Annotated in this window: 23 protein-coding genes, 1 other RNA gene and 1 pseudogene; 23 read left to right on the top strand and 2 right to left on the bottom strand. The window is 64.4% G+C overall.

Annotation, left to right across the window (positions count from 1 at the left end; genetic code table 11):
* Nucleotides 1-31: 31 nt before the first annotated feature.
* Nucleotides 32-1,228, bottom strand: a complete 1,197-nt coding sequence (locus Mgrana_RS00225) for a hypothetical protein (protein WP_119355588.1) — start codon at nucleotides 1,226-1,228, stop codon at nucleotides 32-34.
* Between the two features lie 198 nt (nucleotides 1,229-1,426).
* Between Mgrana_RS00225 and Mgrana_RS00220 the strand changes: the two genes are divergently transcribed.
* The 3 genes from Mgrana_RS00220 to Mgrana_RS00210 all read left to right on the top strand — a co-directional run bounded on the left by Mgrana_RS00220 (nucleotide 1,427) and on the right by Mgrana_RS00210 (nucleotide 3,430).
* Nucleotides 1,427-1,795 carry a hypothetical protein gene (locus Mgrana_RS00220; RefSeq protein ID WP_119355587.1) on the top strand — a complete coding sequence of 123 codons (369 nt, stop codon included), beginning with the start codon at nucleotides 1,427-1,429 and terminating at the stop codon, nucleotides 1,793-1,795.
* A 71-nt stretch (nucleotides 1,796-1,866) separates the two neighbouring features.
* Nucleotides 1,867-2,484 carry a uracil-DNA glycosylase gene (locus Mgrana_RS00215; RefSeq protein WP_119355586.1) on the top strand — a complete coding sequence of 206 codons (618 nt, stop codon included), beginning with the start codon at nucleotides 1,867-1,869 and terminating at the stop codon, nucleotides 2,482-2,484.
* Nucleotides 2,485-2,521: 37 nt separating this feature from the next.
* The gene (locus tag Mgrana_RS00210; RefSeq protein ID WP_119355585.1) at nucleotides 2,522-3,430 is read left to right on the top strand and encodes an EamA family transporter; all 909 of its coding nucleotides are present in this window, start codon (nucleotides 2,522-2,524) and stop codon (nucleotides 3,428-3,430) included.
* A 12-nt stretch (nucleotides 3,431-3,442) separates the two neighbouring features.
* Here Mgrana_RS00210 and purH read toward each other — a convergent pair whose 3' ends face one another.
* The gene (gene purH / locus Mgrana_RS00205) at nucleotides 3,443-4,951 is read right to left on the bottom strand and encodes a bifunctional phosphoribosylaminoimidazolecarboxamide formyltransferase/IMP cyclohydrolase (protein WP_119355584.1); all 1,509 of its coding nucleotides are present in this window, start codon (nucleotides 4,949-4,951) and stop codon (nucleotides 3,443-3,445) included.
* Between the two features lie 66 nt (nucleotides 4,952-5,017).
* Here purH and Mgrana_RS00200 point away from each other — a divergent pair, with 66 nt between their 5' ends.
* The 20 genes and pseudogenes from Mgrana_RS00200 (at nucleotide 5,018) to Mgrana_RS00105 (ending at nucleotide 23,382) form a co-directional block, all read left to right on the top strand.
* Nucleotides 5,018-5,413, top strand: coding sequence for a GatB/YqeY domain-containing protein (locus tag Mgrana_RS00200; RefSeq protein WP_119355583.1), 396 nt, complete (start codon nucleotides 5,018-5,020; stop codon nucleotides 5,411-5,413).
* Nucleotides 5,414-5,458: 45 nt separating this feature from the next.
* Nucleotides 5,459-5,803: RNase P RNA component class A (gene rnpB / locus Mgrana_RS00195), an RNA gene on the top strand.
* A 212-nt stretch (nucleotides 5,804-6,015) separates the two neighbouring features.
* Nucleotides 6,016-6,450 carry a division/cell wall cluster transcriptional repressor MraZ gene (gene mraZ / locus Mgrana_RS00190; RefSeq protein ID WP_119355582.1) on the top strand — a complete coding sequence of 145 codons (435 nt, stop codon included), beginning with the start codon at nucleotides 6,016-6,018 and terminating at the stop codon, nucleotides 6,448-6,450.
* 8 nt (nucleotides 6,451-6,458) lie between these two features.
* Entirely contained in the window at nucleotides 6,459-7,316 is an 858-nt protein-coding gene (gene rsmH, locus Mgrana_RS00185; protein ID WP_119355689.1) for a 16S rRNA (cytosine(1402)-N(4))-methyltransferase RsmH, read from the top strand.
* Complete coding sequence (locus Mgrana_RS00180) at nucleotides 7,313-7,567, top strand: hypothetical protein (protein ID WP_119355581.1); 255 nt, start codon at nucleotides 7,313-7,315, stop codon at nucleotides 7,565-7,567. The genes rsmH and Mgrana_RS00180 overlap by 4 nt, the downstream gene beginning before the upstream one ends.
* Nucleotides 7,564-8,961, top strand: coding sequence for a peptidoglycan D,D-transpeptidase FtsI family protein (locus tag Mgrana_RS00175; RefSeq protein WP_119355580.1), 1,398 nt, complete (start codon nucleotides 7,564-7,566; stop codon nucleotides 8,959-8,961). The genes Mgrana_RS00180 and Mgrana_RS00175 overlap by 4 nt, the downstream gene beginning before the upstream one ends.
* Before the next feature lie 7 nt (nucleotides 8,962-8,968).
* Nucleotides 8,969-10,273 (top strand): UDP-N-acetylmuramoyl-tripeptide--D-alanyl-D-alanine ligase, encoded by a 1,305-nt coding sequence (locus tag Mgrana_RS00170; RefSeq protein ID WP_119355579.1) that lies wholly within the window; start codon nucleotides 8,969-8,971, stop codon nucleotides 10,271-10,273.
* The gene (locus Mgrana_RS00165) at nucleotides 10,270-11,010 is read left to right on the top strand and encodes a hypothetical protein (RefSeq protein ID WP_119355578.1); all 741 of its coding nucleotides are present in this window, start codon (nucleotides 10,270-10,272) and stop codon (nucleotides 11,008-11,010) included. Before Mgrana_RS00170 ends, Mgrana_RS00165 begins: the two co-directional genes overlap by 4 nt.
* A 25-nt stretch (nucleotides 11,011-11,035) precedes the next feature.
* Nucleotides 11,036-11,902, top strand: coding sequence for a phospho-N-acetylmuramoyl-pentapeptide-transferase (locus Mgrana_RS00160; RefSeq protein WP_119355577.1), 867 nt, complete (start codon nucleotides 11,036-11,038; stop codon nucleotides 11,900-11,902).
* Nucleotides 11,899-13,194, top strand: coding sequence for a Mur ligase family protein (locus tag Mgrana_RS00155; RefSeq protein ID WP_240631182.1), 1,296 nt, complete (start codon nucleotides 11,899-11,901; stop codon nucleotides 13,192-13,194). The genes Mgrana_RS00160 and Mgrana_RS00155 overlap by 4 nt, the downstream gene beginning before the upstream one ends.
* A 100-nt stretch (nucleotides 13,195-13,294) precedes the next feature.
* Entirely contained in the window at nucleotides 13,295-14,404 is a 1,110-nt protein-coding gene (locus tag Mgrana_RS00150) for an FtsW/RodA/SpoVE family cell cycle protein (protein WP_119355576.1), read from the top strand.
* Nucleotides 14,405-14,433: 29 nt separating this feature from the next.
* The gene (locus Mgrana_RS00145) at nucleotides 14,434-15,468 is read left to right on the top strand and encodes a UDP-N-acetylglucosamine--N-acetylmuramyl-(pentapeptide) pyrophosphoryl-undecaprenol N-acetylglucosamine transferase (RefSeq protein WP_119355575.1); all 1,035 of its coding nucleotides are present in this window, start codon (nucleotides 14,434-14,436) and stop codon (nucleotides 15,466-15,468) included.
* Complete coding sequence (gene murC / locus Mgrana_RS00140; protein ID WP_308629578.1) at nucleotides 15,465-16,886, top strand: UDP-N-acetylmuramate--L-alanine ligase; 1,422 nt, start codon at nucleotides 15,465-15,467, stop codon at nucleotides 16,884-16,886. The genes Mgrana_RS00145 and murC overlap by 4 nt, the downstream gene beginning before the upstream one ends.
* Nucleotides 16,883-17,719, top strand: coding sequence for a UDP-N-acetylmuramate dehydrogenase (locus tag Mgrana_RS00135; RefSeq protein WP_119355574.1), 837 nt, complete (start codon nucleotides 16,883-16,885; stop codon nucleotides 17,717-17,719). The genes murC and Mgrana_RS00135 overlap by 4 nt, the downstream gene beginning before the upstream one ends.
* Nucleotides 17,720-17,750: 31 nt before the next feature.
* Nucleotides 17,751-18,404: a cell division protein FtsQ/DivIB gene (locus Mgrana_RS00130; RefSeq protein WP_119355573.1), complete on the top strand. Its 654-nt coding sequence runs from the start codon at nucleotides 17,751-17,753 to the stop codon at nucleotides 18,402-18,404.
* Nucleotides 18,401-19,675, top strand: coding sequence for a cell division protein FtsA (gene ftsA / locus Mgrana_RS00125; protein WP_119355572.1), 1,275 nt, complete (start codon nucleotides 18,401-18,403; stop codon nucleotides 19,673-19,675). Before Mgrana_RS00130 ends, ftsA begins: the two co-directional genes overlap by 4 nt.
* Nucleotides 19,676-19,769: 94 nt before the next feature.
* A pseudogene (ftsZ, locus tag Mgrana_RS00120) lies at nucleotides 19,770-20,834 on the top strand (cell division protein FtsZ); the annotation flags it as partial.
* A gap of 91 nt (nucleotides 20,835-20,925) precedes the next feature.
* Complete coding sequence (ruvC, locus tag Mgrana_RS00115; protein ID WP_119355570.1) at nucleotides 20,926-21,420, top strand: crossover junction endodeoxyribonuclease RuvC; 495 nt, start codon at nucleotides 20,926-20,928, stop codon at nucleotides 21,418-21,420.
* A 48-nt stretch (nucleotides 21,421-21,468) separates the two neighbouring features.
* Nucleotides 21,469-22,815: a TetR family transcriptional regulator gene (locus Mgrana_RS00110; RefSeq protein WP_240631181.1), complete on the top strand. Its 1,347-nt coding sequence runs from the start codon at nucleotides 21,469-21,471 to the stop codon at nucleotides 22,813-22,815.
* A 15-nt stretch (nucleotides 22,816-22,830) separates the two neighbouring features.
* Nucleotides 22,831-23,382 carry a hypothetical protein gene (locus tag Mgrana_RS00105; protein WP_119355569.1) on the top strand — a complete coding sequence of 184 codons (552 nt, stop codon included), beginning with the start codon at nucleotides 22,831-22,833 and terminating at the stop codon, nucleotides 23,380-23,382.
* Nucleotides 23,383-23,416: the final 34 nt, after the last annotated feature.

Below are 23,416 nucleotides of genomic sequence, written 5' to 3'. Positions count from 1 at the left end.
ACCGCCAAGCCGGTAACCGCCCAGAGGCAGCTCAGCGCAGGTTGATGTTCACCCCAGCCGGATTGGGCACCGAGATGATCGAGTCCACGGGAGCCCGCCCCTGTACCCGTACCCGGATGCGGTAGATCCCCCCGACATCAAACCTAACCTGGCCGGGAACCTCGGCCAGCACGGTGTTAAGCGGAATTTTAGACCCCTCCGGCACCTCGAGCACCTCGATGCTGGCCTTAGGGCCTGGAGGCTGCAACCGGAACTCGACCACATAGCCGCTGGGCGCTGGGGGTTGGGTGGGCTGGGGCCGCAAAAGGTAATACCCTCCCGCCAGGATGAACACCAGCCCTGCCAGAATCCACAGCATCCACCAGGCCCTGCGCCCCCCCCGGGGCTGGCCTGGGGGCTCGATGACCTCAAAGGGCGGGTTCAAGCTCTCCTCTATGCGAATGCGCTTGGGTGCAGGGATCGGTTCGGCAGGCGTCGGTTCCTCCTGACCAATCTGAACCTTGAGGCTTTTGCTCACTGGGGGTGGGGGCGCCGCCTCCTGCACGGGGGGCTCAGCCGGACCTGGCTGCGCTGGATTGGTCTCCTGGGGGGGCTCGGAAGCCGAGGGGTCCAGAGGCACAGGCGCGGGCTCAGGGGTGATCGCCTCGAGCCGCTCCAATAGAGCGGCATACTCCATCCCCCCGGTCAGAAAGGCCTCCAACGGCTCGCGCCAGGGCAAGGCGGGGTAGGCGTCCCCGGCCAGGGCGCGCAGGGTGTGGAGCAGACCAGCATAATCCCAAGCCTGCTCCGGGGCCGGCACCCCTACCCCCGCCAGCCAAACCTTGCTGCCTCGAGCCCAAACCAACTCAGGCATGATCCAGCCCACCGGCACCTTCTGGGCCTGGCAGGTGTGGATTGCCTCCAGCAGTTGGCGCGTCCAGTGCAGGAGGCGGGCCGGTTCAACCCGCCCGGCCAGCCAAGAAGCCTGCACCGCGCCCACCGGAACCTCGTTCACCCAAGCACTTCCCTCGGCCTGCGTCCAGGGCAGCGTCGCTGAGATGTGTAGCTCGGGCGGGGTGCCCGGCATGGGTTTGAACACCACCACCGAGATGCCGGTACGAACATCCTGTCCTTCGAAAACCTCGAGCGGCGCCCCCGCAGGCTGGGAAAGCGCCGGGGTCTGAGCCAAAGAGGGCTGCCCCAGCAGGGCGATACGGTCTCGCAAGAGGTAGTGCCCAAGGCTCTCCATGCCCTCGAGTATACGCAGCTTCACTGAGCGGCAGAGCCCTCCGGGATTCTTAATGGTTCTCGGCAACCCCAAACCAAGGTGGGCCTTGTTCGGGGATCATTCGGATGTGAACACCCGCGTTGACACCTCATTTTTGGCGCTTCTATAATCGCAATGTAAGAAGTGCTCCCGTGGCGGGGGATGTCGAAAGGAGTCAGGATGGAGTATAAGGTTACGCTCTCCACCGAGGAAATTGTGCGCGGCCTCAAGCATTACCGGCGCATTGCCAAGCAGGACGTTCTTCGGGCCCCGGAGACCCCTAGCCCTGAAGTGTTCCGCCTGCACGCCGAGGCCCGGCGCGAGGTCTATGCCAAGCTGGCCGAGGTGGCGGAGAGCCAAGGCCCCGACTCGGTGGTGGGGCAGGCCATTGAGATGTACCAGGAGCTGCCCTTCGTTACCGGCACCGCTGAGGACGCCCATCCTCACATCAAAGGTCAGGAAAATGCGCTCGAGAACTTCTTCTTGATGATCGGCCTAGACCCCAAGATCCGCCGTGAAGCCCGCAAGGCGCGCAAACCCGTAAAATAAGGACCGGCCCCAGGTCGACCGCCGACCTAGGGTTGGTGTGATTCTCCTTGGCGTTTTCTTTTCGAGCCCCTATGAATCTGGAACTGCTTGCCGCCCAGGCCCAAACCTGCACTGCTTGTCCCCTGGCCTCCACCCGCACCCGGGTGGTGTTTGGGGAGGGGCACCCCGACGCCAAGCTGATGATTATCGGCGAGGGGCCAGGCGAAGAGGAAGATAAAACCGGGCGGCCCTTTGTGGGCCGGGCCGGACAGCTCTTGGATCGCATTTTGGAGGCGGCTGGGATCGCGCGGGAGTCGGTGTACATCACCAACATCGTGAAATGTCGCCCGCCGGGAAACCGGGTGCCCGCTCCAGACGAGGCCAAAACCTGCACCTCCTTGTGGCTCAACAAGCAGCTCGAGCTGATTCGTCCCCAGATCATCGTGCCGCTGGGGGCTACCGCCTGCGAGCTGTTTTTGGGTGAAAAGGTGGCCATCACCAAAATTCGCGGCCAGTGGCTGGAGTGGCAGGGCATCAAGGTGATGCCCATGCTGCACCCGGCCTACCTGCTCAGAAACCCAGCCCGTACTGCAGGCAGCCCCAAAGCCCTCACCTGGCAGGATATCCAGGAAGTTAAGCGGGCCCTCGACGCGCTGGGGCCCAAGCAAGGGAGCAGCATCAAAACCGTCAGCCAGGAGTCGCTCTTTTAGCCTGGGCTTTTGCGGCTCGAGGCCTGGATAATCTGTCATGTCTTCCCCTACTGCTCTTCCTCGAGCCGGCCTCTTCCACCTCGGGGTGGTGTATCTGGTCTGGGGCAGCACCTATCTGGCCTTTCGCATCGGGGTGGGGCCGGGGGGTGGGTTTGAACCGTTCTGGATGGGGGCCCTGCGCTTTTTAGCGGCCTCGCTCATCCTTTTGGCTTTTGCCGCCCAACAGGGCTGGCGGCTGCACCTGCGGGGCAGCGAGCTGAGAATGCTGGCCATCTCAGGGCTGGTGCTGTGGGTGGGCGGGAACGGTTTGATTCTTATCGCCAGCCAGTGGGCCGCTTCGGGCTATGCCGCGTTGCTGGTCGGCACCACCCCAATCTGGGCCGCGCTGATCGAGGCCTTTCTGGACCGAAAGCGCCCCTCCGGGCTAACGGTTACAGGGCTCCTGGTGGGGCTTACCGGAACCGCAGTGCTCTCGGTGCCCAAGCTCGAGTCCGCCTCCCACACCACCCTTCTGGCCATTCTGCTCCTGTTGATCGCGCCGATGCTGTGGTCGGTGGGAACGGTATATTCCCAGCGTCGGCAGCCCACCCTAGAACCGGCGGTGGTCTCCGCCTATCAGCAGCTTTTTGGGGGGCTGGGGTTTTTAATCCTCTCCCCGCTGATCGGGGAACGCTGGACCGACCCGTCCAGCGCGGGCTGGGGCGCTTTGGTCTATCTGATCGTTTTCGGTTCGCTGATCGCCTACACCTCCTTTGTGCTGGCAGTGCGCCTGCTGCCCCTGAGCATTGTGACCACCTATGCCTATGTCAACCCGGTGGTCGCCCTAATCTTGGGCTGGCTGATTTTGCGTGAGCCCATCACCCTGTGGACCCTGGCCGGCTCCGCCCTGATCTTGCTCGGGGTGGGCCTGGTGTTTCGCAGCCGGGCGGCATCCGCCCCGCATTAGCCCACGCCGGGATCAGTGCCTAAAGTGCCGGCTACCGGTAAACAGCATGGCCAGGCCCAGCTCATTGGCCGCCGCAATCACCTCTGGGTCCCGCTTAGCCCCGCCGGGCTGCACGATCGCGGTGATCCCCGCCGCCGCCGCCGCACGCACCACGTCGTCGAAGGGGAAAAAGGCTTCAGAGGAAAGCACCGCACCCTTGGCCCGATCTCCCGCGTTGAGGATGGCCCGTTCAGCGGCCCAAATTCGGCTCACCGCACCGGTTCCCAGACCCACCGTCACCCCATCTCGAGCCAATACCACATTGTTAGAGCGGGTGTGCTTGCCCACGTACCAGGCAAACTTCAAATCGAGCAGCTCCTGAGCGGTCGGGACCCGCTCGGTAACCAGCCGCGGCTGCAGGGCTTCCCATTTTTGGGCATCTCGGTCTTGAACCAAAAACCCACCCATAATCGGACGGAACTCGAGCCCATCGGCGCGGGTTTTCCCCGCCACCAAGACCCGTAGATCGGGCTTTTTGAGACGGAACCACTCGAGGGCCTCCTCGCTCACCTCAGGGGCAATCAAGACCTCTAAGAAGGTGCCCCGCATGGCCTGGGCGGTCTCCAGGTTCACCGGACGGTTGATTGCCACCACCCCACCGAAAATCGAGAGCGTATCGGCATCTCGAGCCCGCTCCCAGGCGGTTTTAGGGTCATCAGCTAGGGCCACCCCACAGGGATTGGCGTGCTTGACCGCGACACAAGCGGGCAGCTCGAACTCGCTGACCAAGGCCCAGGCCGCATCGGCATCAGCATAGTTATTGAACCCCATCGGCTTTCCAGACAGCACCTTCGCGTCCAGCACCGGCCCGCTATGCCCTTGGTGACGGTACAGGCTGGCATCTTGGTGGGGGTTTTCCCCGTAGCGCAGATGCACCCCCTGCACCCGCTCCAAGGCCAAGGTTCGCACCGCGGGGAACTTCTCCGAGGCCAAAAACTCCGCGATGGCCGCATCATAGGCGGCGGTATGGGCAAAGGCTTTAGCGGCCAGCTCCTTGCGGAAATCGTTGTGGATGCCCGTGCGCAGGGCCTCGAGCACCCGCGGGTAATCGGCTGGATCACAGACCGGAAGCACCGCCAGGTGGTTCTTGGCCGCCGCTCGGAGCATCGCCGGGCCCCCGATGTCAATTTGCTCGAGGCATTCCTCAAACGAAGCGCCCTGGGTCAAGGTCTCGCGAAAGGGATAGAGATTCCCCACCTGAAGGTCAATCCGGGTGATGCCATGGGCCTGCAACTCGGCCTCGTGCTCCGGAATCTTCCGAGCCAGCAGCCCGGCATGGATCTTGGGGTGCAGGGTCTTGACCCGGCCGTCCAAGATCTCGGGGAAGCCGGTCACCTCGGAGATGTAGATCACCGGCAAGCCCGCTTCCTGCAAAACCTTATAGGTACCCCCGGTGGAGACCAGCTCCACCCCCAAAGCCGTCAGGCCTTGGGCAAACTCCACCAAACCAGTCTTGTCATAGACCGAAAGCAGCGCGCGCATACCTAGCAATGATACTTTCCCCAGGCCGGGCTCGAGGGGACCGGGCCAGGCGCTACACTAAACCCTATGAGCACCCAAATTTATGAGGCCATCAAACAGCAGATCGTGGAGGCGATGAAGCGCGGCGATACCGCCAGCCGAGACTTCGCCCGGGTAGTCAAGGCCGAGATGGACCGCAAAGGCGATGGCCGTCCCCTTCCCGACACCGAGGCCATCAAGATCCTCAAGGCCCTGCGGGTCATCGCCGAGGAAAACCGAAACCCCTTTGAAATTGAGTTTCTGGACCGCTATCTGCCAAGAGAGATGAGCGAGGCTGAGATCGAGGCCTGGGTGCGGGCCAATCTCGACTTCTCTCAGTTCAAGACCCCTCTGGCGGCAATTGGCCCGGTGACCAAGGCCTTGGGCCCCGCGGCCCCTGGCGACAAGGTACGAAAGGTGATCGAGAAGCTGGCCAAGGGATAGCGGGGCTGCGTGACTGCGGCGCCGGTTTGGGCTAAACTATAGCTTTGGGAAGAGGGCACGGTCGCAGGCGGGCTACCGCTTGAGGAAAGTCCGGGCAGCACAGGGCAGGATGCCAGCTAACGGCTGGGCGGGGTAACCCGACGGAATAGTGCAACAGAGAGCAGACCGCCCGCAAGGGCAAGGGTGAAACGGTGGGGTAAGAGCCCACCAGTGCCCCTGGAGACAGGGGGAGCTAGGTAAACCCCATCCGCTGCAAGTCCGTAAGTCCGAACAGGGAGGTTTAGCCCGAACCGCTTGAACCTACGGCAGTGACGCTCGAGGTGGTTGGCGACAGCCATCCCAGAGAGATGACCGTGGAAACAGAACCCGGCTTACGCCTCTTCCCGCAATTGAAACCCCCACCCCAGGCCCCGCCTGGGGTGTTGTGTTGTTGTCCATGCTTTAGCCCTCGAGTGGTAGAGGAGTGGGATGGAAGTGGGAGGTGGTGGTAAAACTGGGTGAAATTGTGGTAAGGTGAGTCACAGAACAGTGCAGTTGGTGGGAGACCGTCCTCGAACCCCGGCCAGGAGCGGCCACCACAGCCATCAGGAGATAGAAAGGCGATGCCGTTCGGTGAATTCCAGTATAGCCTAGACGACAAGGGAAGGGTTGTGATCCCGCAATCCTTCCGTTCCTTTGTCGAGGATGGCGTGGTCATCACCCGCGGTATTGAAGGCTGCCTGTACCTCTTTCCGGTGGTGTCCTGGTCCAACATCGAGCGGCAGCTGCTGAACCTCCCCCTAACCGATTTGGAAGCGCAAAAGTTTGTGCGCTTCTTTTACTCAGGCGCCTTCAAGACCCAGATGGACAACGCCAGCAGGATCTCGGTCCCCCCCCCGCTGCGCAAGTTCGCCGGGATGGAAGAGGAGAACGACGTGGTGGTGGCCGGGGCTCCTACCCGCCTCGAGCTGTGGAGCGAAAAACGCTGGTGGGAGAGCATCAACAAGGTGTTGGAAAGCCCGCCCGCGCCTGAGGCCCTGCGCACCCTGGTGGGTTAGATATGGTTATGGAGCCCCTCTCCCACACCTCCGTGCTGCTGCCAGAAGCCCTGCATTGGCTCGAGGTGCGCCCTGGGGGGCTGTATGTGGATGCCACCTTAGGTGGGGCAGGGCATACCCAGGCCATCGTGGGGCAGGGTGGGAGGGTGGTGGGTTTCGATCAAGATCCCCAGGCCATAGCCCGGGTGCAAGCCCTGCATCTCCCCCATCTGACCCTAGTTCAGGCCAACTTCCGCGACCTCGAGCCCCAACTTCAGGAGCTAGGCATCGGGGCAGTAGACGGGATCTTAGCCGATCTAGGGGTTTCCAGCTTCCACTTGGATGACCCCAAACGAGGGTTCAGTTACCGCAATGAGGGCCCCCTGGATATGCGCATGGGCTCGGGCGAATCGACCGCCGCAGAGGTAGTGAATACCTTTGAGGTGGACGAGCTAGCCGATATCCTGCGTATCTACGGGGAGGAGTCCAAAGCCGGAAGGATCGCGCGCGCCATCGTGGCCGCACGCCCCCTCACCACCACCACCCAACTGGCCGAGGTGGTGCGCAAGGCCACTGGGTTTCGCGAGGCCGGACACCCGGCCCGGCGCACCTTTCAGGCCCTGCGCATCTATGTCAATGATGAGCTAGGGGCCCTTAAAGCGCTGCTGGCTGCTTCCGAGCGGGTTCTAAAACCAGGGGGGCGGTTGGTGGTGATCAGCTTCCACTCGCTCGAGGACCGCGTGGTCAAGCACTTTCTGCGGGACTCGGTGGTCCTCGAGCCCCTGACCAAAAGGCCCGTTGTGGCCAGCCCAAAGGAGCAACAGGAAAATCCACGGGCCCGCAGCGCCAAGCTGCGTGCCGCACAAAAGGTAGGGGGAACACCATGAGCACATTGTGGCGCTGGGCTGGGGTCTATCTGCTGCTGATGGCGGGGCTAACCGCTTTCGGCTACCTCAACCAACAGCGCGCGGCTCGGCTGGACCGGCTGCAGGCCCAGGTGCTGGACCTCCAGCGGCGGCAGACCCAGCTCACCCTTCAGCGCTACGACCTGCTCTCCCCGCTGGCCCTGCGCCAGTGGGCCGAGGCCAACGGTTATATCCCCATGAGCCTGGCCCGTTGGGAAAGGAAAGCCCCATGACCCAAGCCACCCTTTCGCGCGCCTGGGTGATCTCGCTGGCCAGCCTGGTCTTCGCGGGGGGTCTAGGGTATGGGCTGTACACCCTTTATCACAATGCCCCGGAGCTGATCGCTCGAGCCAACCGCATCCCCACCCCCCCACCTCCGCGCGGCACCCTCGAGGCCGCCGATGGCACCCCCATCGCCACCAGCACCAACGACACCGTACGCCTCCACCCCCTGGGGCTTTCGATGAGCCAGGTGATCGGCTTTGGCGAGCGGGCCAATGGCAAGGGGCTTTCCGGGCTCGAGCGCGACCTCCAGGCCACCTTGGCCACCGGAAGCACGGTGCGCCTGACCCTAGACCCTGCCGTACAGGCCATCGCCGAGCAGGCCCTCTGGAAGTGGCTCCAGGCCTCGGGCTCGGACTGGGGGACTGCCCTGGTCATGGAAACCCGCACCGGCAAGCTGTTGGCCGTGGCCAATGGCCCCGCTTTTGACCCCAGCGCCCCCAGGGGCAACCCCCAGACCAATATCTCCTGGCGCAACCATGCCTTCTCTGTCCCCATCGAGCCCGGCAGCACCATGAAAGCCCTTACCGCGGCGGTGCTGCTGCAAGAAGGGGCTGCAACCCTCGATAGCCGGGTGGATGCCCCGATGTGGCGCAAGGTGGGGGGCTGGACCATCAATGACGTCATCCAACATCCCTCCGTCCTAACCTTACGGGAGGTGCTGGAGTACTCTTCAAACGTGGGGATCAGCCGCCTGGCCGAGCGGTTGCCGCCCGATTTCCTCTACAACTACATGAAAAAGCTGCATCTGGCCGACGGCAAACCCCTGCCTGCGGTCACGGTGGCCGAGCCCAAGCTGCGGCCCCTGGCCAAATGGGGGGCCATCGAGTATGCCAACGCCACCTTCGGCCAAGGCTTCCTGATTACCCCCTTGCACCTCACTGCGGCCTATAACGCCTTGGCCAACAACGGGGTGTACCTGCCCCCTACCCTGCTCGAGGGCCAAAGCGTAAAGGGCGAGCCGATCTTTCGCCCCGAGGTGGCTCAGGCCATCCGTACAGCACTGGGGGATAACGCAGAGAAAATCGCCCGCAGCGCCTTCTTGCCTGGCTACTACGTGGGGGGCAAAACCGGGACCGCCCAGGTGGTGATCAACGGACGCTACTCCCCCAGCGTGTTCAGTGCCCTTTACGCCGGGTTCATCCCCGCCGACAACCCCAAAGTGACCGTGGTGGTGGTGTTTTATCACCCCAAGGGTGAGCGCATTCACGGGGCGTACATCGCCGCCCCGGTGTTTCACGACATCGCCGCCGGTCTCTTTGCCTTGTGGGGGATCCCTCCAGACTTCCATCGGCTGGACCAGCTGGAATCTCGGAATAAAACCGGTAAACTGGCGAATCGGTGAGGGTATTGTGCATGATACACACCAAGCGCTAAATAGGGATTTTGCTCTCACACCGGAGTGGGTTGCCAAGCTGACCGGGGGAACGGTGCACCCAGGGGCAAAACCGGCGCATGAGATCGGTTGGGACTCGAGGCAAGCCCGCCCGGGCATGGCCTTTTTTGCCCTGCCGGGGGCGCGCGTGCACGGGCGGGAATACGCTCAGCAGGCCTTAGAGGCAGGAGCCAGCTTTGCCGTCACCGACGTACCCCTGTACGCCAGCGTTCAGGTCGGCAAGCCCGAGCACGCCCTGATCGCGGTGGGTCGGGCCTTGCGGGAACGCTTTAGGGGGACCGTTTTGGCGGTGGGCGGGAGCTCTGGCAAAACCACCACCAAGGAGTGCTTGGCCCAAGGGCTGGGCTGGCCAGCCCCCGAAGGCAACCTCAACAATGCCCCTGGCCTGGCCCGCTTCTTTTTGCACCTTCCCCAGGCGGCAGGGGCGGTGGTGGAGCTGGGGATTGACCGGCTGTTGGAGATGGCCGAGCTCACCTACCTGGCCCGGCCCGAGTTTGCGGTGCTCACCGGTCTGGGGGTAGAGCATCTGGATGGGCTGGGTAGCCTCGAGAATGTGGTCCGCGAGGAATCCTGGCTGCTTCAGGTCAGCCCGGTGCGCCTGGCCAGCACCCAAGCCGCTGCCCTGCTGGGCCTACCGGAGGTTAAGACCTATGGCCTCGAGCAGGGGGATTTTCAGGCCCAGGAGGTGCGCTTCTCGCTCAAGGGGACCCGCTTCCGCTTTGGCCCGCACAAGGTCACCCTACCCTACCCTGGGGTGGGGCCTACGCTGGGAGCCCTGGCCGCGCTGGCCGCAGCCGAGATGCTGGGCCAGCCCCTGGGCGAGGTGGTCGAGCGCCTGGCCGGGCTCAGCCTGCCCCCAGGCCGGATGGAACGGCTCGAGAAGGGCGGGGTTATCTTCATCAACGATGCCTACAACTCCAACCCGCTCAGCTTCAAAGCGGGGATGGAGTTCTTGCGTACCCAGCCTGGGAACAAGTGGTTGGTGCTGGGCCGCATGGCCGAGCTGGGAGACGAGGCCTACCAACACCACCTCGAGGCCGCTCACATGGCCGCCCTGGTCAGCCCAAACCTGATTTTCATAGGCGGGTTCGCCAAAGATCAGGCCACCGAGGTCGGTGGGGTGGCGGTAGAGACCCTGGAAGAAGCCGTGCAAGTGCTCCAGGAGCGGGTTCGGCCAGGGGATCTGGTGTACCTCAAGGCCAGCCGCAGCGTGGGGCTCGAGCGCCTGCTGACGCTCTGGCCTCAGGAGGAGCGCACATGAAGCGCTTCTGGCTCCTCCTGCTGGGGCTGCTGGGGGCCTGCATGCCTCAGAACCAGGCATCCCTGGGCACCCGCGACGAAAAACCCATCCTCATCGAGGGCGGCGTGGCCGAGGGGCGCATCGTGCGGGCCGCCGGAATGGACCTGGCCCTTCCCTCCACCCCCCTGGCCCTCTCCCGCAACGGCGATACCCTGTACGCAGCCTATCCCTTCCAGCTCCTGATTTACCAAAATGGCTTCTTGCGCGATAGCCAACCGCTGCCCGGGGTGCCTCGCTTCATGCACAGCAAGCCCCTGCCGGTTGTGGCCACCGAGGACCGGCTCTACCTACCGGGCCAGGGCAGCTATCCCTACAAGGCCAAAGATGCGGTGGCCACCCGCTATGGGCTCTTCTGGATCAACGCGCAAGGCCTCTACCTGGATCGCAACCTCGTCGCCGAGGGGAATTTCGAGTTCCTAGCGGCGGGTGAGCAGTGGGTTTACGCCTTTGGTCAGGATGCCCTGCGCCTTCCGGATCAAACCCGCATCCCCCTCCCCGGCCCGGTCAAAGCCGCCGTGGTGCTGGATAACCTCTACGTGCTGACCCCAGACGCGATCTACAAGCTGAGCCCTGAAGGGCTCCAACTGGGCCGCATCCAGGGCCGCTTCGAGGGGCTCAAAGGCGATAGCAGTGCCCTCTATACCCTGCAAAACGGCGCTTTGGTGAAACTTTCCCTGAACCTCGAGGTGCTGCCATGAAGCCCGCAACCGCTCTGGAGGCCCCATGAGGAACCTCGTCGCGGCTGGACTGCTCTCCTGGTTCTTGGTGGGGCTGTGGATCACCCTCATGCAAGCCCTGCGCCTCGGTAAGCAGGTGCGGTCCGACGGGCCCCAAAGCCATCTGGTCAAAAGCGGCACCCCCAGCATGGGTGGGGTGGCGTTTCTGCTGGGCGCCGTCCTGATCTACGCCCTGGTCGGAGGGGATCGGCAGGCCGGGCTATGGCTGCTGACCCTGGGGTTTGCCCTGCTGGGCCTGGCCGATGATCTGGCGGGTTCGCTGCGGCGCCCCCTCAAAGCCCGCGAAAAACTGGCGGTACAGGTCTTGATGAGCCTGGTCTTCGCGGTATGGGCCAGCCGCCAGGTGCACTACACCCCGTATGCCGCACTGGACATCTTGATCTTTACCTTGGTGCTAATTGCGGCCACTAATGCCTTCAATTTCACCGACGGGGTGGACGGCCTTTTGGCCTCGGTCAGCGCGGTGATCCTATTGCCTTTTGTGGGGCTGCCCATCGGCCAGACCATGATCGGGGCGCTGCTGGGGTTCCTCTGGCACAATGCCCCCAAAGCCACGGTGTTTATGGGCGATACCGGCAGCATGGCCTTGGGAGCCCTGATCAGCGGGTTGTTTATCCTCGAGGGCCGACTCTGGTACCTGCCCCTGGTGGCGTTGATCCCGGTGCTCGAGGTGCTGTCGGTGTTCATTCAGGTCACCTATTTTCGCCGCACCGGGAAACGCCTGTTCCGCATGAGTCCACTGCACCATCACTTTGAGCTCTCGGGCTGGAGCGAGGCCAAGGTGGTGTTTCGTTTCACGGTCATAACTGCCCTCTGCACAGCGCTTGCCGTGGGCCTGTGGGGGCGGCAGTGAGACGTCTGGTGTACGGGCTGGGCCGCAGCGGGTTGGGTGTGCTGGGCTACTTGCAACGTCATGCAATGCCCGCATGGTTTTACGACGACCACCTCACGCCCCAAGACGCCGCCAAGGCCCAAGCGCTGGGGTTCCAGCCCGACCCAGATCCCCGGCCCGGGGTTTACAGCCAGGTCATCGCGGCCCCCGGTGTCCCCATAGACCATCCCAGGCTGGAGGCCCTGCGCGAGGGGGGCGCGGAGGTGATCGGTGAGGCGGAGCTGGTCTATCGCCACTCCCCCACCCCCCTGATCGGGATCACCGGAACCGCCGGGAAAACCAGCTGCACCCTGTTTACAGCGCACCTCCTGCGGACCTCGGGCATTCATGCCGCCGCCGGAGGCAACATAGACCCACCCCTGACCCGCGTGGTGGACGAGGCCCTAGACCCTCCTGGGGTTCCTGGGGCCAGCCCGCGGCCCCCTGAGGTGGTTGCGGTGGAGCTGAGCAGCTTTCAGCTCGAGCGCGTGGTGCGCTTTCGCCCCCGGGTGGCGGTGCTTTTGATGTTGGGGGTGGATCACCTGGACCGGCACAAAACCCTGGGGGCCTACCACAAGGCCAAGCTCAACCTGATCCAAAACCTCACCGCAGAAGACGCCCTGGTCTACAACGCCAAAGACCCCCGCATCCTCGCGGGAATTGCCGGCACCCCGGCCCAGCTGCACCCCTTTGAGCCCGCCGACACCCCGCGCGAGACCAACCTCCGCGCCGCCGAGGCCGCCACCTTGGCCTACGCCGGCCTGATCCACTGGCCGGTCAGCCGCGAGGGGGTACGCCGGGCTTGGGACACCGCCCCTACCCCTGAAGGCCGCTTCGAGGCCTTTGCCCGCATTGGCGATTTGGTCTTCATTGACGACTCCATCGCCACCCGAATTGATTCCGTGCGGATGGCCCTCGAGGCCGCCCCCCCTCCGGTGGCCTGGATCCTGGGGGGGGTGGACAAGGGGGCCCCGGTGGAGGAGCTAAAGCCCCTGGTGGCGCAGAAGGTTCGGCTGATCCTGGCCATAGGTCAGGACGGCCCTCGCTTGGCCAACCCCTTCCGCTCCCTCAGCGAGGTGGTGGACATCCCCGCTGCCGATGGAAGGGCTGCGCTCCAGCTAGCCGTACAGGAATCCCTGCGCCGGATGCCCAGCGGCAGCGTGCTGCTGGCCCCCCTGGCTACCTCCTTCGATCAGTTCAAAGACTACAAGGAGCGCTCCAGGGTCTTCCGCGAGGTCGTCCGGCAGGCGGCCCCGAGGCCGGGTGCGCCATGACCGTCTCAGGAGGTTGGGTTTAATGATGCGCGGTCCTGATCCCACTCCCCACCCGTCTCGCCCCCAGGGCTTGGCCCTAGACCCCCCCGGAGGTTGCTGAATGGATCCCATTCTCCTGCTCTCTCAACTCCTGCTGTTCGCGCTCTCGGCCCTGGGGGTGGCCAGCTCGGACTCGATGCCCGAGGCCCTGGGCCGGCCCAGCGTAGATCACCTCGAGCACCACCTGATCCGCATTGTGATCGCCCTGGGCATCACCCTTTTGGTCTCGAGGCTACGCCCAGCCTGGGTGGCCAAAGGGGCCAAGGTCTTTTTCCTATTTGCCCTGCTGATGTGCGTGGTGGTGCTCTTCGTCGGGGATGGCCCGGGGGGGGTGCGGCGCTGGATCAACCTGCCCGGCAGCTTTGACTTCCAGCCCTCAGAGCTCATGAAGCTGGCGGTAGTGCTCTATCTGGCCGCTTTTTTCCACAACAAACCCACCGACTACCCCATCCTGGGGCCGGTGATCGCGGTGAGCCTGGGGGCTGGCCTGGTGGTGATCGAGCCGGACTTCGACACTGGGCTGACCATCCTCTTCCTGGCCGGGTTCACCCTGGTGATGGTGGGGGTACCGTGGCGACGGCTACTGGCTATCGGAGGCACCGCCTGGCTGTTGGTGCTCTCCTTTTCGGGGCTTTATCTGGAGCGCTTCAAATACGTGCGGGAGCGCTTCGAAAACTGGTTGGCCTATCACCGGGGGGACCTCAGCAATCTGGATGCGCTGTACCAGGTCTCGCAGGGCCATAAGCTGATGATCAAGGCGGGGTTGTTCGGCCAGGGGGTGGGGGCTCCCATGCCCCATCGCCTACCGGAGGGCCACAACGACATGGTGTTTGCCTCAGTGGTCTGGGCGGGGGGATGGCTGGCCGGGCTGATGGTGCTGCTGGCCTTTGGCCTGATTCTGAACCGGGGGCTCTACCTTTCCAAGCACAGCGAAGGCAGCAGCAGCGTGATGGCGGTGGGGCTAACCGTTTACCTGACCCTGCAGGCCGCGGTGAACATCGGGGTGGTGATCGGCTTCTTGCCGGTCTCAGGCTCCCCCCTGCCCATGGTGAGCTACGGCGGCAGCTCCATGCTGGTGGCGGGGATTGCGATGGGCTTGCTGCATGCCCTCTCGAGGGAAACCGCCCGCGAGAGCGCGCAAGCCCCGGCGGTTCCTAGGAGGAGCCGATGAGTCCGCTCCAGGCTCTGGAGGCCTAGGGGATGATCGTGGTCACGGGCGGCGGTACCGGCGGACACCTTTACCCAGGGTTGGCCGCGGCTCGGGCCCTGGTGGCCGCAGGGGAAGCGGTCACCTATGTGGGGGCTCAGGGCGGGCTCGAGGAACGGGTGTTGCCTGGCGCCGGTCTCCCTTTCCGTATCATCCCCGCGGGGAAGCTCTCGCGCGAGGCCCTGCGCCCCCAAGAAGGCCTCAAGGTGCTGGGGGGGCTATGGGCGGCTCGAGCGGTGCTGCGCGAGCTGCGGCCCAAAGCGGTGCTCAGCATGGGGGGTTATGCCGGGTTCCCTGCTGCCCTGGTGGGGGCTTTACGCGGTATTCCGCTGGTCATTCACGAACAAAATGCCAGGCTGGGGCTGGCCAACCAGATGCTCGCCCGGTTGGCCCGGAGGGTGGCGCTTTCCACCCCAATTGAGGTCGGCAGGGGCCTCCAAGGCAAAACCCAGGTGGTAGGCCTGCCGGTGCGGGAGGAGCGCCTTGAGCAGGGGATGGCCCGGGAGAGGCTGGGGCTCGAGCCCACCCGCCCCACCGTCTTGGTGTTGGGGGGGTCACAGGGCAGCAAGGAACTCAACGACCAGTTGCCTGAACGGCTTTATCCCCTGTTGGAGGAGTGGCAGGTGCTGCACCAGTGTGGGGTTCGCTGGACGGAGCAGATGAAGCCCAAAGAGCGGCCCCACTACGCGATCCACGGCTACCTCGACACCGCACTGGCCTGGAGCGCCGCCGATTTCGCCATCACCCGGGGAGGGGCCGGAACCCTGGCCGAGGCGGCGTATCATGGGGTTCCCGTACTGGGGGTGCCCCTCTCCCCCAGCCTCGATGGAGGGGCTCAGCGGGCCAATGTGGGCTTTTATGCCCGGCAAAAGGCCGCCCTGCTCCTGGAGAGCTGGGCTGAGTTTAACGCCCTGCTTAACCTTTTGCTTAACCCTTCCCTTCGGGCAGAAATGCGGGGTAAACTCACGGGGTTGTCGCCCGCCGGGGCGGCCCAACGGTTAGCCGCGATGGTCTTGGAGGCCGCGTGAATTGGCATGATCAAACCAGTATCTCTGTCCCTGAATCGGCCAGGGCCAAGCATTACCACCTGATGGGAATCGGCGGCATTGGGATGAGCGGTCTGGCCCATATTTTGCGCACCGATGGGCACCGGGTCAGCGGCTGTGATCAGCGTTTAGGCGAGATCACCCTGGGGCTCGAGCGGGAGAACATCCGGGTCTGGCTGGGCCACGACCCCGAGCACCTGCACGAGGTGGACGTGCTGGTGGCTTCCACCGCCATCCCCGAGACCGACCGCGAGCTCTCCACAGCCCGCCTGTTGGGCATACCGGTATGGCGCCGGATTCAGGTGGTGGGGGAAATCTTGCGCAGGGGGTACAGCCTGGGGGTCACCGGCTCCCACGGCAAAACCACCACCACCGCCATGCTGGCCAGCATCCTGATGGCCGCTGAGACCGACCCCACCGTGCTGCTGGGGGCTCAGCTGGATTTGATTGGGGGCAGCTCGAGGGCCGGTGGGGGGAGGTTCCGCCTGGCCGAGATTGACGAGTCCGACCCCCTGTTCCAGTTTTTGGAGCTGGAGGTGGCGGTCCTGACCAACCTCGAGGCCGACCACGTCTCCCCCGACGGCCAGTCTCGGCCCAACTACCACGCCTCCTTTGCGGCGCTGTGTGAGGCGGTGCGCGGTTTTGCCCACCGGGCCCGGTGGGTCATCTACAACGCCGAGGAGCGCTGGAGCCTTCTCGGGGAGCTTACCCAGGGGACCCGCCGGGTCGGTTTTGCGCTCACCCACGGCGACTGCCACACCCAAGGGCTCGAGCTGCTCCCCTTTGGAAGCCACTTTGAGCTGGTCTGGCAAGGCCAGGCCCTGGGCCCCATTCGGCTGCAAGTTCCTGGGCAGCACAACGTGGCCAACGCCTTGGCGGCCTCAGCAGCAGCCCTGGTGGCCGGGTTGCCCTTCGGGGCCATCCAGACCGGTTTGGCCCAGTACACCGGAGCGCGGCGCCGCTTCGAGCGGATCGGGGAGCTGAATGGGGCCATTGTGGTTGACGACTATGCCCACAACGCCACCAAGCTGTCCGCGCTGCTCCAGGCTGCCAAGCACACCGGGCTGCGGGTAAGGGCGGTGTTCCAGCCGCACCGCTATGGCCGGGCCGAGCAGGAGTGGCCTCAGTATGCCCGGGCCCTCGAGCAAGCCGATGAGGCCCTGATCCTCGACGTGTATGCTGCCAGCGAGGAGCCGATGAACCTGACCAGCGCCCAGATCGGCCAAAACCTCGAGGCCTACCTGCGCGGGAAATCCCGCCAAGCCCGATACGCAAGCTGGGAAGAGATAACCGATTACCTGCTCAAGACCGCAGCCCCCGGCGAGCTGATCCTGACCATTGGCGCGGGCAACATCTCCCAGTTGGGGCGGGTCCTGGTGGGGGCCAAGGGGGTTCGGTGAACATCCAGCGGCTGCCCCTCCGCAAGCTGACCACCCTGGGAGTAGGGGGCGAGGCCGAGGTCTGGACGGTGGAAACCCCCGCCGATCTGGTCCGGGCTACCGAAAGCCCCTACCGGGTGCTGGGCAACGGCTCCAACCTGCTGGTGGCCGATACCGGAGTTAGCGAGCGGGTGCTCCGCTTGGGTGGGGAATTCACTGTCTGGAACAGGGATTTGTCCGGATGGATTGGGGCTGGGGTGTTGGTTCCCACGCTGCTTCAGGCCTCGGCCCGGCTAGGGCTTTCCGGCCTCGAGGGGCTGTACGGGGTACCGGCCCAGGTGGGGGGCGCGGTCAAGATGAATGCCGGGACCCGATTCGGGGAGATGGCCGAGGCCTTAGAGGCGGTGGAGATCTTTCACGAGGGGAAGCTCCACAGGTATCTTCCCGCCGAGCTGGGGTTTGGCTACCGCCATTCTGCGCTGCCTCCAGGGGGGGTGGTCACTCGAGTCAAGCTCAAGCTCAACGCCAGCACCCCCTCGGCGGTTAGGGCCAAACTCGCGCTGGTGGATGCCGCACGCAAAGGCCAGCCCAAGAAAAAGAGCGCGGGCTGTGCCTTCAAAAACCCCCCCGGTGACTCGGCCGGCCGCTGGATTGACCAAAAGGGGCTCAAGGGGACTACGGTGGGTCGGGCCATGATCAGCCACGAACACGGCAACTTCATCGTCAACCTGGGAGGGGCCACTGCCAAAGAGGTCTACACGCTGATCCAACAGGTGCAGGCGGTGTTGCCCTTGGAGGTGGAGTGGGAGATCTGGGGTGTGGTGGAGGCGCAAACCGCGCAGGAGGTCTTGTGAAGGCAAATGGGCTACCCTCTGGAGGGATGCGATGATTCGGCTTGGGCTGATCCTGCTGTCCTTGGGAACCCTGTTGGTGGCCAGTCGGGTCTTGCTGCCGGTGGAGACGGTGGAGGTGGTGGGGAATCGCCACCTCCAGGTGGAGCAAGTTCAAGCCCTCACCGGCCTACAGGTGGGTACCCCCTGGCTGTGGGCCTGGCCCTCCCGGCTGAACCCCCTGAAGGCCGATCCCTGGGTGCTCTCGGCTCAGCTCGAGCGCCCTCGGGTGGGGCGTCTTCGCATCGTGCTGAAGGAGCGGGTCGCGGTGGCCAGCATAGGCCTCAAGGACAGCCGGGTGGGCCTCAGCCCAGACGGGGTGTTGCTGCCGGGGGCCGAGCCCCGGACCCCTTTTCTCGAGGCCGTCCCCGACGGGGATTACACCGAGCTGCTGGCGCTGGCTCGAGCCTTCCCGGACGCGCTGCGCATTCACGCCGATGCCTCGGGATACCGAATCATCGGGCCAAACCTTAATCTATGGAGCAGCAGTGTCAAGGAGTTGCAAGATTGGGCCAAAGGGCGAAGAATAGGCCGAAGTGAGGCAGCAACATTGCAACCCCAAGACCCTGCTGTCCCTGCGTATCCCGGCCCAATGGTGTCGGTGAGCCGTTTGAATCTGTATTCATGGGGGGTGAGCACAAACCGATGATCCTGGTTGGATTGGATGTAGGAACCACAAAAGTGACGGCGGTCATCGGTGAGTTGTCCTCGGATGGGATCCTGGACATCATCGGCGAAGGAACCGTACCCTCCCAGGGTATGCGGCGTGGGGTGGTGACCAACCTCGAGCGAACCAGCGACGCCATTCGCCAAGCCATCTTCCAGGCTGAGCGGGTGGCCGGGGTCAAGGTCGAGCGGGTCTGGGTGGGGGTGGCCGGTTCCCACGTCAAGAGTGTGACTAGCCACGGCCTGGCGGCCATCCGCCGGGGCCAGCAGATCACCGCTGCTGATGTGGAGCGTTCCATCGAGCAAGCCAAGGCTTACCCCTTCGACGGGGATTACGAGCTAATCCACGCCCTCCCCTTGGAATACCGGGTGGATGGGCAGGAGGGAATCCGCGACCCCATCGGGATGGCCGGGGTGCGGCTCGAGGTAGATGTGCACCTGGTGGCCGGGGCCAAGGGGCCCCTGACCAATCTAAGAAAAGCTGTTGAGGACGCGGGGCTCGAGGTCGAAGGCCTGGTGCTTCAGGCCTATGCCTCCGGGCTGGCGGTGCTCTCCCCAGAAGAAGCCACCATGACCGTAATGCTGGTGGACATCGGCGGCGGCACCACCGACGTGGCAGTATTCCGCCAGGGGCGCCTGGCCCACTCAGCGGTGCTTCCCCTGGGCGGGGATCACGTAGCCCAGGACATCGCCAAGCTGCTGCAAATTCCGGTCGAGGAGGCCGAGCGGGTGGCCAAGAAGTACGGTGCAGCCCTGCCCGAGCTGGCCGATCCTGAGTTGGTGCTGGAGGTCAGCCAGGAGGGCAATGCCCAGGTTTCCTACCAGGCGCCGGAGCTGGCCCGAATCATTCGCCCGCGGCTGCGGGAGATCTTGCACCTGGCCCGTCAGAGCGTGGATGAGGCCCTGGGGCCCTTGGAGATCACCGTGGGTAAAGTCATCCTGACCGGCGGCACGGCGATGGTGCGCGGGCTGGAGGAGCTGGCCCGCAAGCAGTTCAACCTACCGGTGCGGCTGGGCAAACCCCTGGGCGTGCAGGGCCTCACCGATGTGGTGGCCTCCCCAACCCACGCCACGGCTGTGGGCCTGGTGCGCCATGCCGCTACCTTTGCGGCCCACCAGCCGCAAACCCGCCCGGCTCGAGGCCCACGGGCTAAGGCCCCCTCCAAATCTGCCCCCATCCATACCGAAGAGGCGGTGAGCGCCGCCAACGGCCTCTGGGAGCGGATCAAGGGGATGTTCAAGAACTTCTTCTGAGGCCTCCACCGGCCGGAGCAGATACAGGTGGGGGGTTATCCTTTAGCATAGGTAGAGGCAGGCCAGATCAACCCCAGCAACGGGTGAGGAGAGGGACATGGGCGACGTGCAAATTAAAGTCATCGGCTTAGGCGGGGCAGGCAACAATGCGGTCAACCGCATGATCGAATCGGGGCTGTCCGGGGTTGAGTTCATCGCCGGCAATACCGACGCACAGGTCCTGGCCACCAGCCTGGCCGATGTGCGGGTGCAGTTGGGCGATAAGCTCACCCGCGGGTTGGGCGCCGGGGCCAACCCCGAGATCGGCGAAAAGGCGGCTCGGGAGGCTGAAGACCTGATTGGGGAGTACCTCGAGGGGGCCGATATGGTCTTCATCACCGCCGGGATGGGCGGTGGGACCGGGACCGGGAGCGCTCCTATCGTGGCCGAGGTGGCCAAACGGCTGGGAGCCCTGACCGTAGGCGTGGTCACCCGGCCGTTCTCCTGGGAGGGTCCGCGCCGCCTTCGGGCCGCAGAAGAAGGCATCAAGCGGCTGCGCGAGCAGGTTGATGCCATGGTGGTGGTCTCTAACGACCGGCTGATCACCGCTTTGGACAAGAAGGTCTCGGCCAAAGACGCCTTCCTGATCGCTGACCGGGTCCTCTACCATGGGGTCAAGGGCATCACCGATGTGATCAACCTGCCCGGGCAGATCAACCTCGATTTCGCCGATGTGCGCACCCTGCTGACCAATGCCGGACAGGTTTTGATGGGCATCGGGGCCGGCCGAGGCGAGAACAAGGTGTTTGAAGCCGCCCAATCCGCCATTCAAAGCCCCCTGCTCAACCATTCCATCGAGGGGGCTCGGCGCCTGCTGGTGAATGTGGTCGGCGACGAGGACATCTCCTTGATGGAGGCCAGCAACGTGGTGGAGCAAATCCGCGAGGCCACCGGGATGGAGGATGTGGATGTGCTCTACGGCCTGACCTACGACAACCGCGCCCAGGATGAGATGCGGGTCATCGTGATCGCAGCCGGATTCAACGAGAACGCGGTGGTGGCTAAACCGGGGGGGCGCCTGATTGATTTCCCCAGCACCACCGTAGACACCTCTAACTTCGAGATCCCGGCCTTCATCCGGTACGGCGACGGAGATTACCCCCCCAAGCGGGGTAACTAGCTCGAGGGGTTGAGGGCTCCTCCCTCCTCGAGCATCCGCCCCTGGGGTTCTGACCCACCCAGGGGATTGATTTTCCCCCATCCATCCCCTTATGGTCGTCCTTGGCATTGATCCCGGTATCACCAATCTGGGCCTCGGGGTAGTGGAGCAGGTGGGGCAGAAGGCCCGGATGCTCCACGGCGAGGTGGTGCGCACCCTGCACACCGACCCAGCCCCCAAACGGGTCGGGCGGCTCTACCAGGCGGTGTACGAGGCGGCAGTACGCTTCAAGCCGGTGGCCATCGCGGTCGAGGAGCAGTTTTTCTACCGTCAAAATGAGCTGGCCTACAAGGTGGGTTGGGCCATGGGGGCGGTGCTGGTGGTGGCCGATCAGCAGGGGATTCCGCTCTATGGCTATGGCCCCCCCAAGGTTAAGCAGGCCCTGGTAGGGTATGGCCACGCCGATAAAACCCAGGTGGCCTACATGGTCCGGGCCATCCTAAACCTTCCCACCACCCCCAAGCCCACCCACCTGGCCGATGCGCTGGCCATCGCCCTGACCCACTGCTTCTTCAGCCGGATGACCGGGCTGGCCCCGCTCTCCTGAGGAGATTTATCACCGCCCCCTGACGTTCCTCCCTCTATCATGAAGCGTATGAAGCGGTTTTTCTTGCTTGGCCTCATGGCTCTGGCTGGCTTAGGCTCGGCCCAGAGCGTGCGCAGCCTGGGCATGGGAGGTCTGACTCTGCCGGGCCCCGACGCCGCTTACCTCAACCCGGCCTATACTGCTTTTCCGGCCAGCCTGTATGGCTCGAGCGCTAATCTCCCCTTACCGGTCGGGTTGGCCGCCTTGTTTTTGCGTCCCCAAACCAATCCCCTGGGCGATATCCGCAGCCCGGACAGCCCCTTTGATCTGCTCTCGGCCTACGACCAGTTCAGCCACCCCAACGAGATCCTGCTCAACCCGGCCTCCTCCGATGCGTTTATCAACCCCGCCACGGGCAACCCTGAGGTGGTGATTAGCCTGGACGGGAATGGGGTTCGGGTGACCGACGGCTCCGGCAGGCCCATCAACCTAGACTTTAGCGTGGGCCGTCCCGCAGGGGTCAGCAACAGCAAGGCCCTGACTCCAGAACCCCTCTTCCGCCTGCCCATCCCGTTCGGGGCCGGGCTCTCCGCCGACCTGGGGGTTTTTGCTGGGGGCCTGGGGCTGGGGATTTCTCCGGATGCCCGCCTTCGGCAGGCGGTAGCCAGCGGCACCCTCCAGCCCAACACCGACTACAGCCTATCGGCCAGCGCCAGCGCCCAAGCCGGGATCAGCCTGGGGCTCTCCTATGCCACCGTGATCCCCCGTCTGCCGATCTCCGAGGGCTTGACTTCGGATATGTACGTGGGAGTTCGGGGCGAGGGGTTCTATGGGCTGGCGTATCTCGAGGGCACCGCCACCGCCCGCGTTCACACCGATGAGAACGCCCAACCCAGCAACGCCGCCTATAGCGGGAAGCTGTTCTATGCGCTTCCCGGCAACGGCAGCGGGGTGGGGCTGCGGGCCGATCTGGGGGTGGCCTTCCAGGGACAGGGGACCACCGTGGGGCTGGGGATTCGCAACGCGCTGGGGTATGCCCACTGGAGCGGCATTGAAGTCACCTACAGCGAGGATGGGCAGACCAGCAGCCAGGCCAGCGAGCGCAACAGCTTCGGGGTGGCCCCAGCCCTCTTCCTCAACGCCGCCAGCAAGCTTCCGCTCGAGCTGGGCACCCTTATCGTCGGGGGGGACCTGGGGCTCGAGGATGGCTTTTACGCCCATATGGGTGCCGAGTACCAGCTTGGGGAGCTGCGCCTGCGGGCAGGACTGGGATACAGCGGCGGGCTGGTGTTGGGGCTAGGCGCCGGGTTCGCCCTGCCTGGATTCAGCCTAGACGCAGCCCTCACCACCCACCCAGCCCCGATCACCGGGGGAACCGTGTTCGGCATTGCGGTAGGACTCGGGATAAGTTATTAGGATTTGGGAGGACCCATGCGTACGTTTGCTGTAGTCCTGCTGATTCTGGCGCTGGCAACCGGGTGTAGCTCGCGTACCCGCTACACCCTCAACACCGACTTGGTGGGGTTTATCCCGGCCAGCACCCGCAGCAACAGTTTCCCCGCCGGCTCAGCCACGCTCATCGTGCCGAGCGAGGCCGGGCAGCTGGTCCCCAGCCCACAGCTCGACATCATCGAAAGCGGAAGAATCGTAGCTAAGGTCAGCATCCAAAACACCGGGCTCACCCCCTTGAGCGGTAGCTTTGAAATCCGCCTGGGGCCCGGCTCAGATTCCAACATCAACGACAACAGCGGTGGGGATTTCGCCTTGGGCACCACCAGTTTCAGCGTGGCTGCCGGCTCAGTAGATACCGTCAACCTCAACCTGCCCCTGAATCAAACCGAGAACAAAGCTGCGCTGGACTTGATCAAGAAGGGCTCCTTTCGCATCGCCCTCAAGCTCACCCTGGCCAGCTCCGGCGGTACCTACAGCATCCAGCAGGCCCTGGTCTCGGTCACCGGTCGGCCTTTCGCCATCATCCCCTGATACCAGATTTGGTCAGTTCGTCACCGTTCAGTGA

The organism is Meiothermus granaticius NBRC 107808 (assembly GCF_003574355.1).
Lineage (GTDB): Bacteria > Deinococcota > Deinococci > Deinococcales > Thermaceae > Meiothermus > Meiothermus granaticius.
Note: the sequence above shows the minus strand (reverse complement) of the source record. Positions and strands in the feature narration are given on the sequence as shown.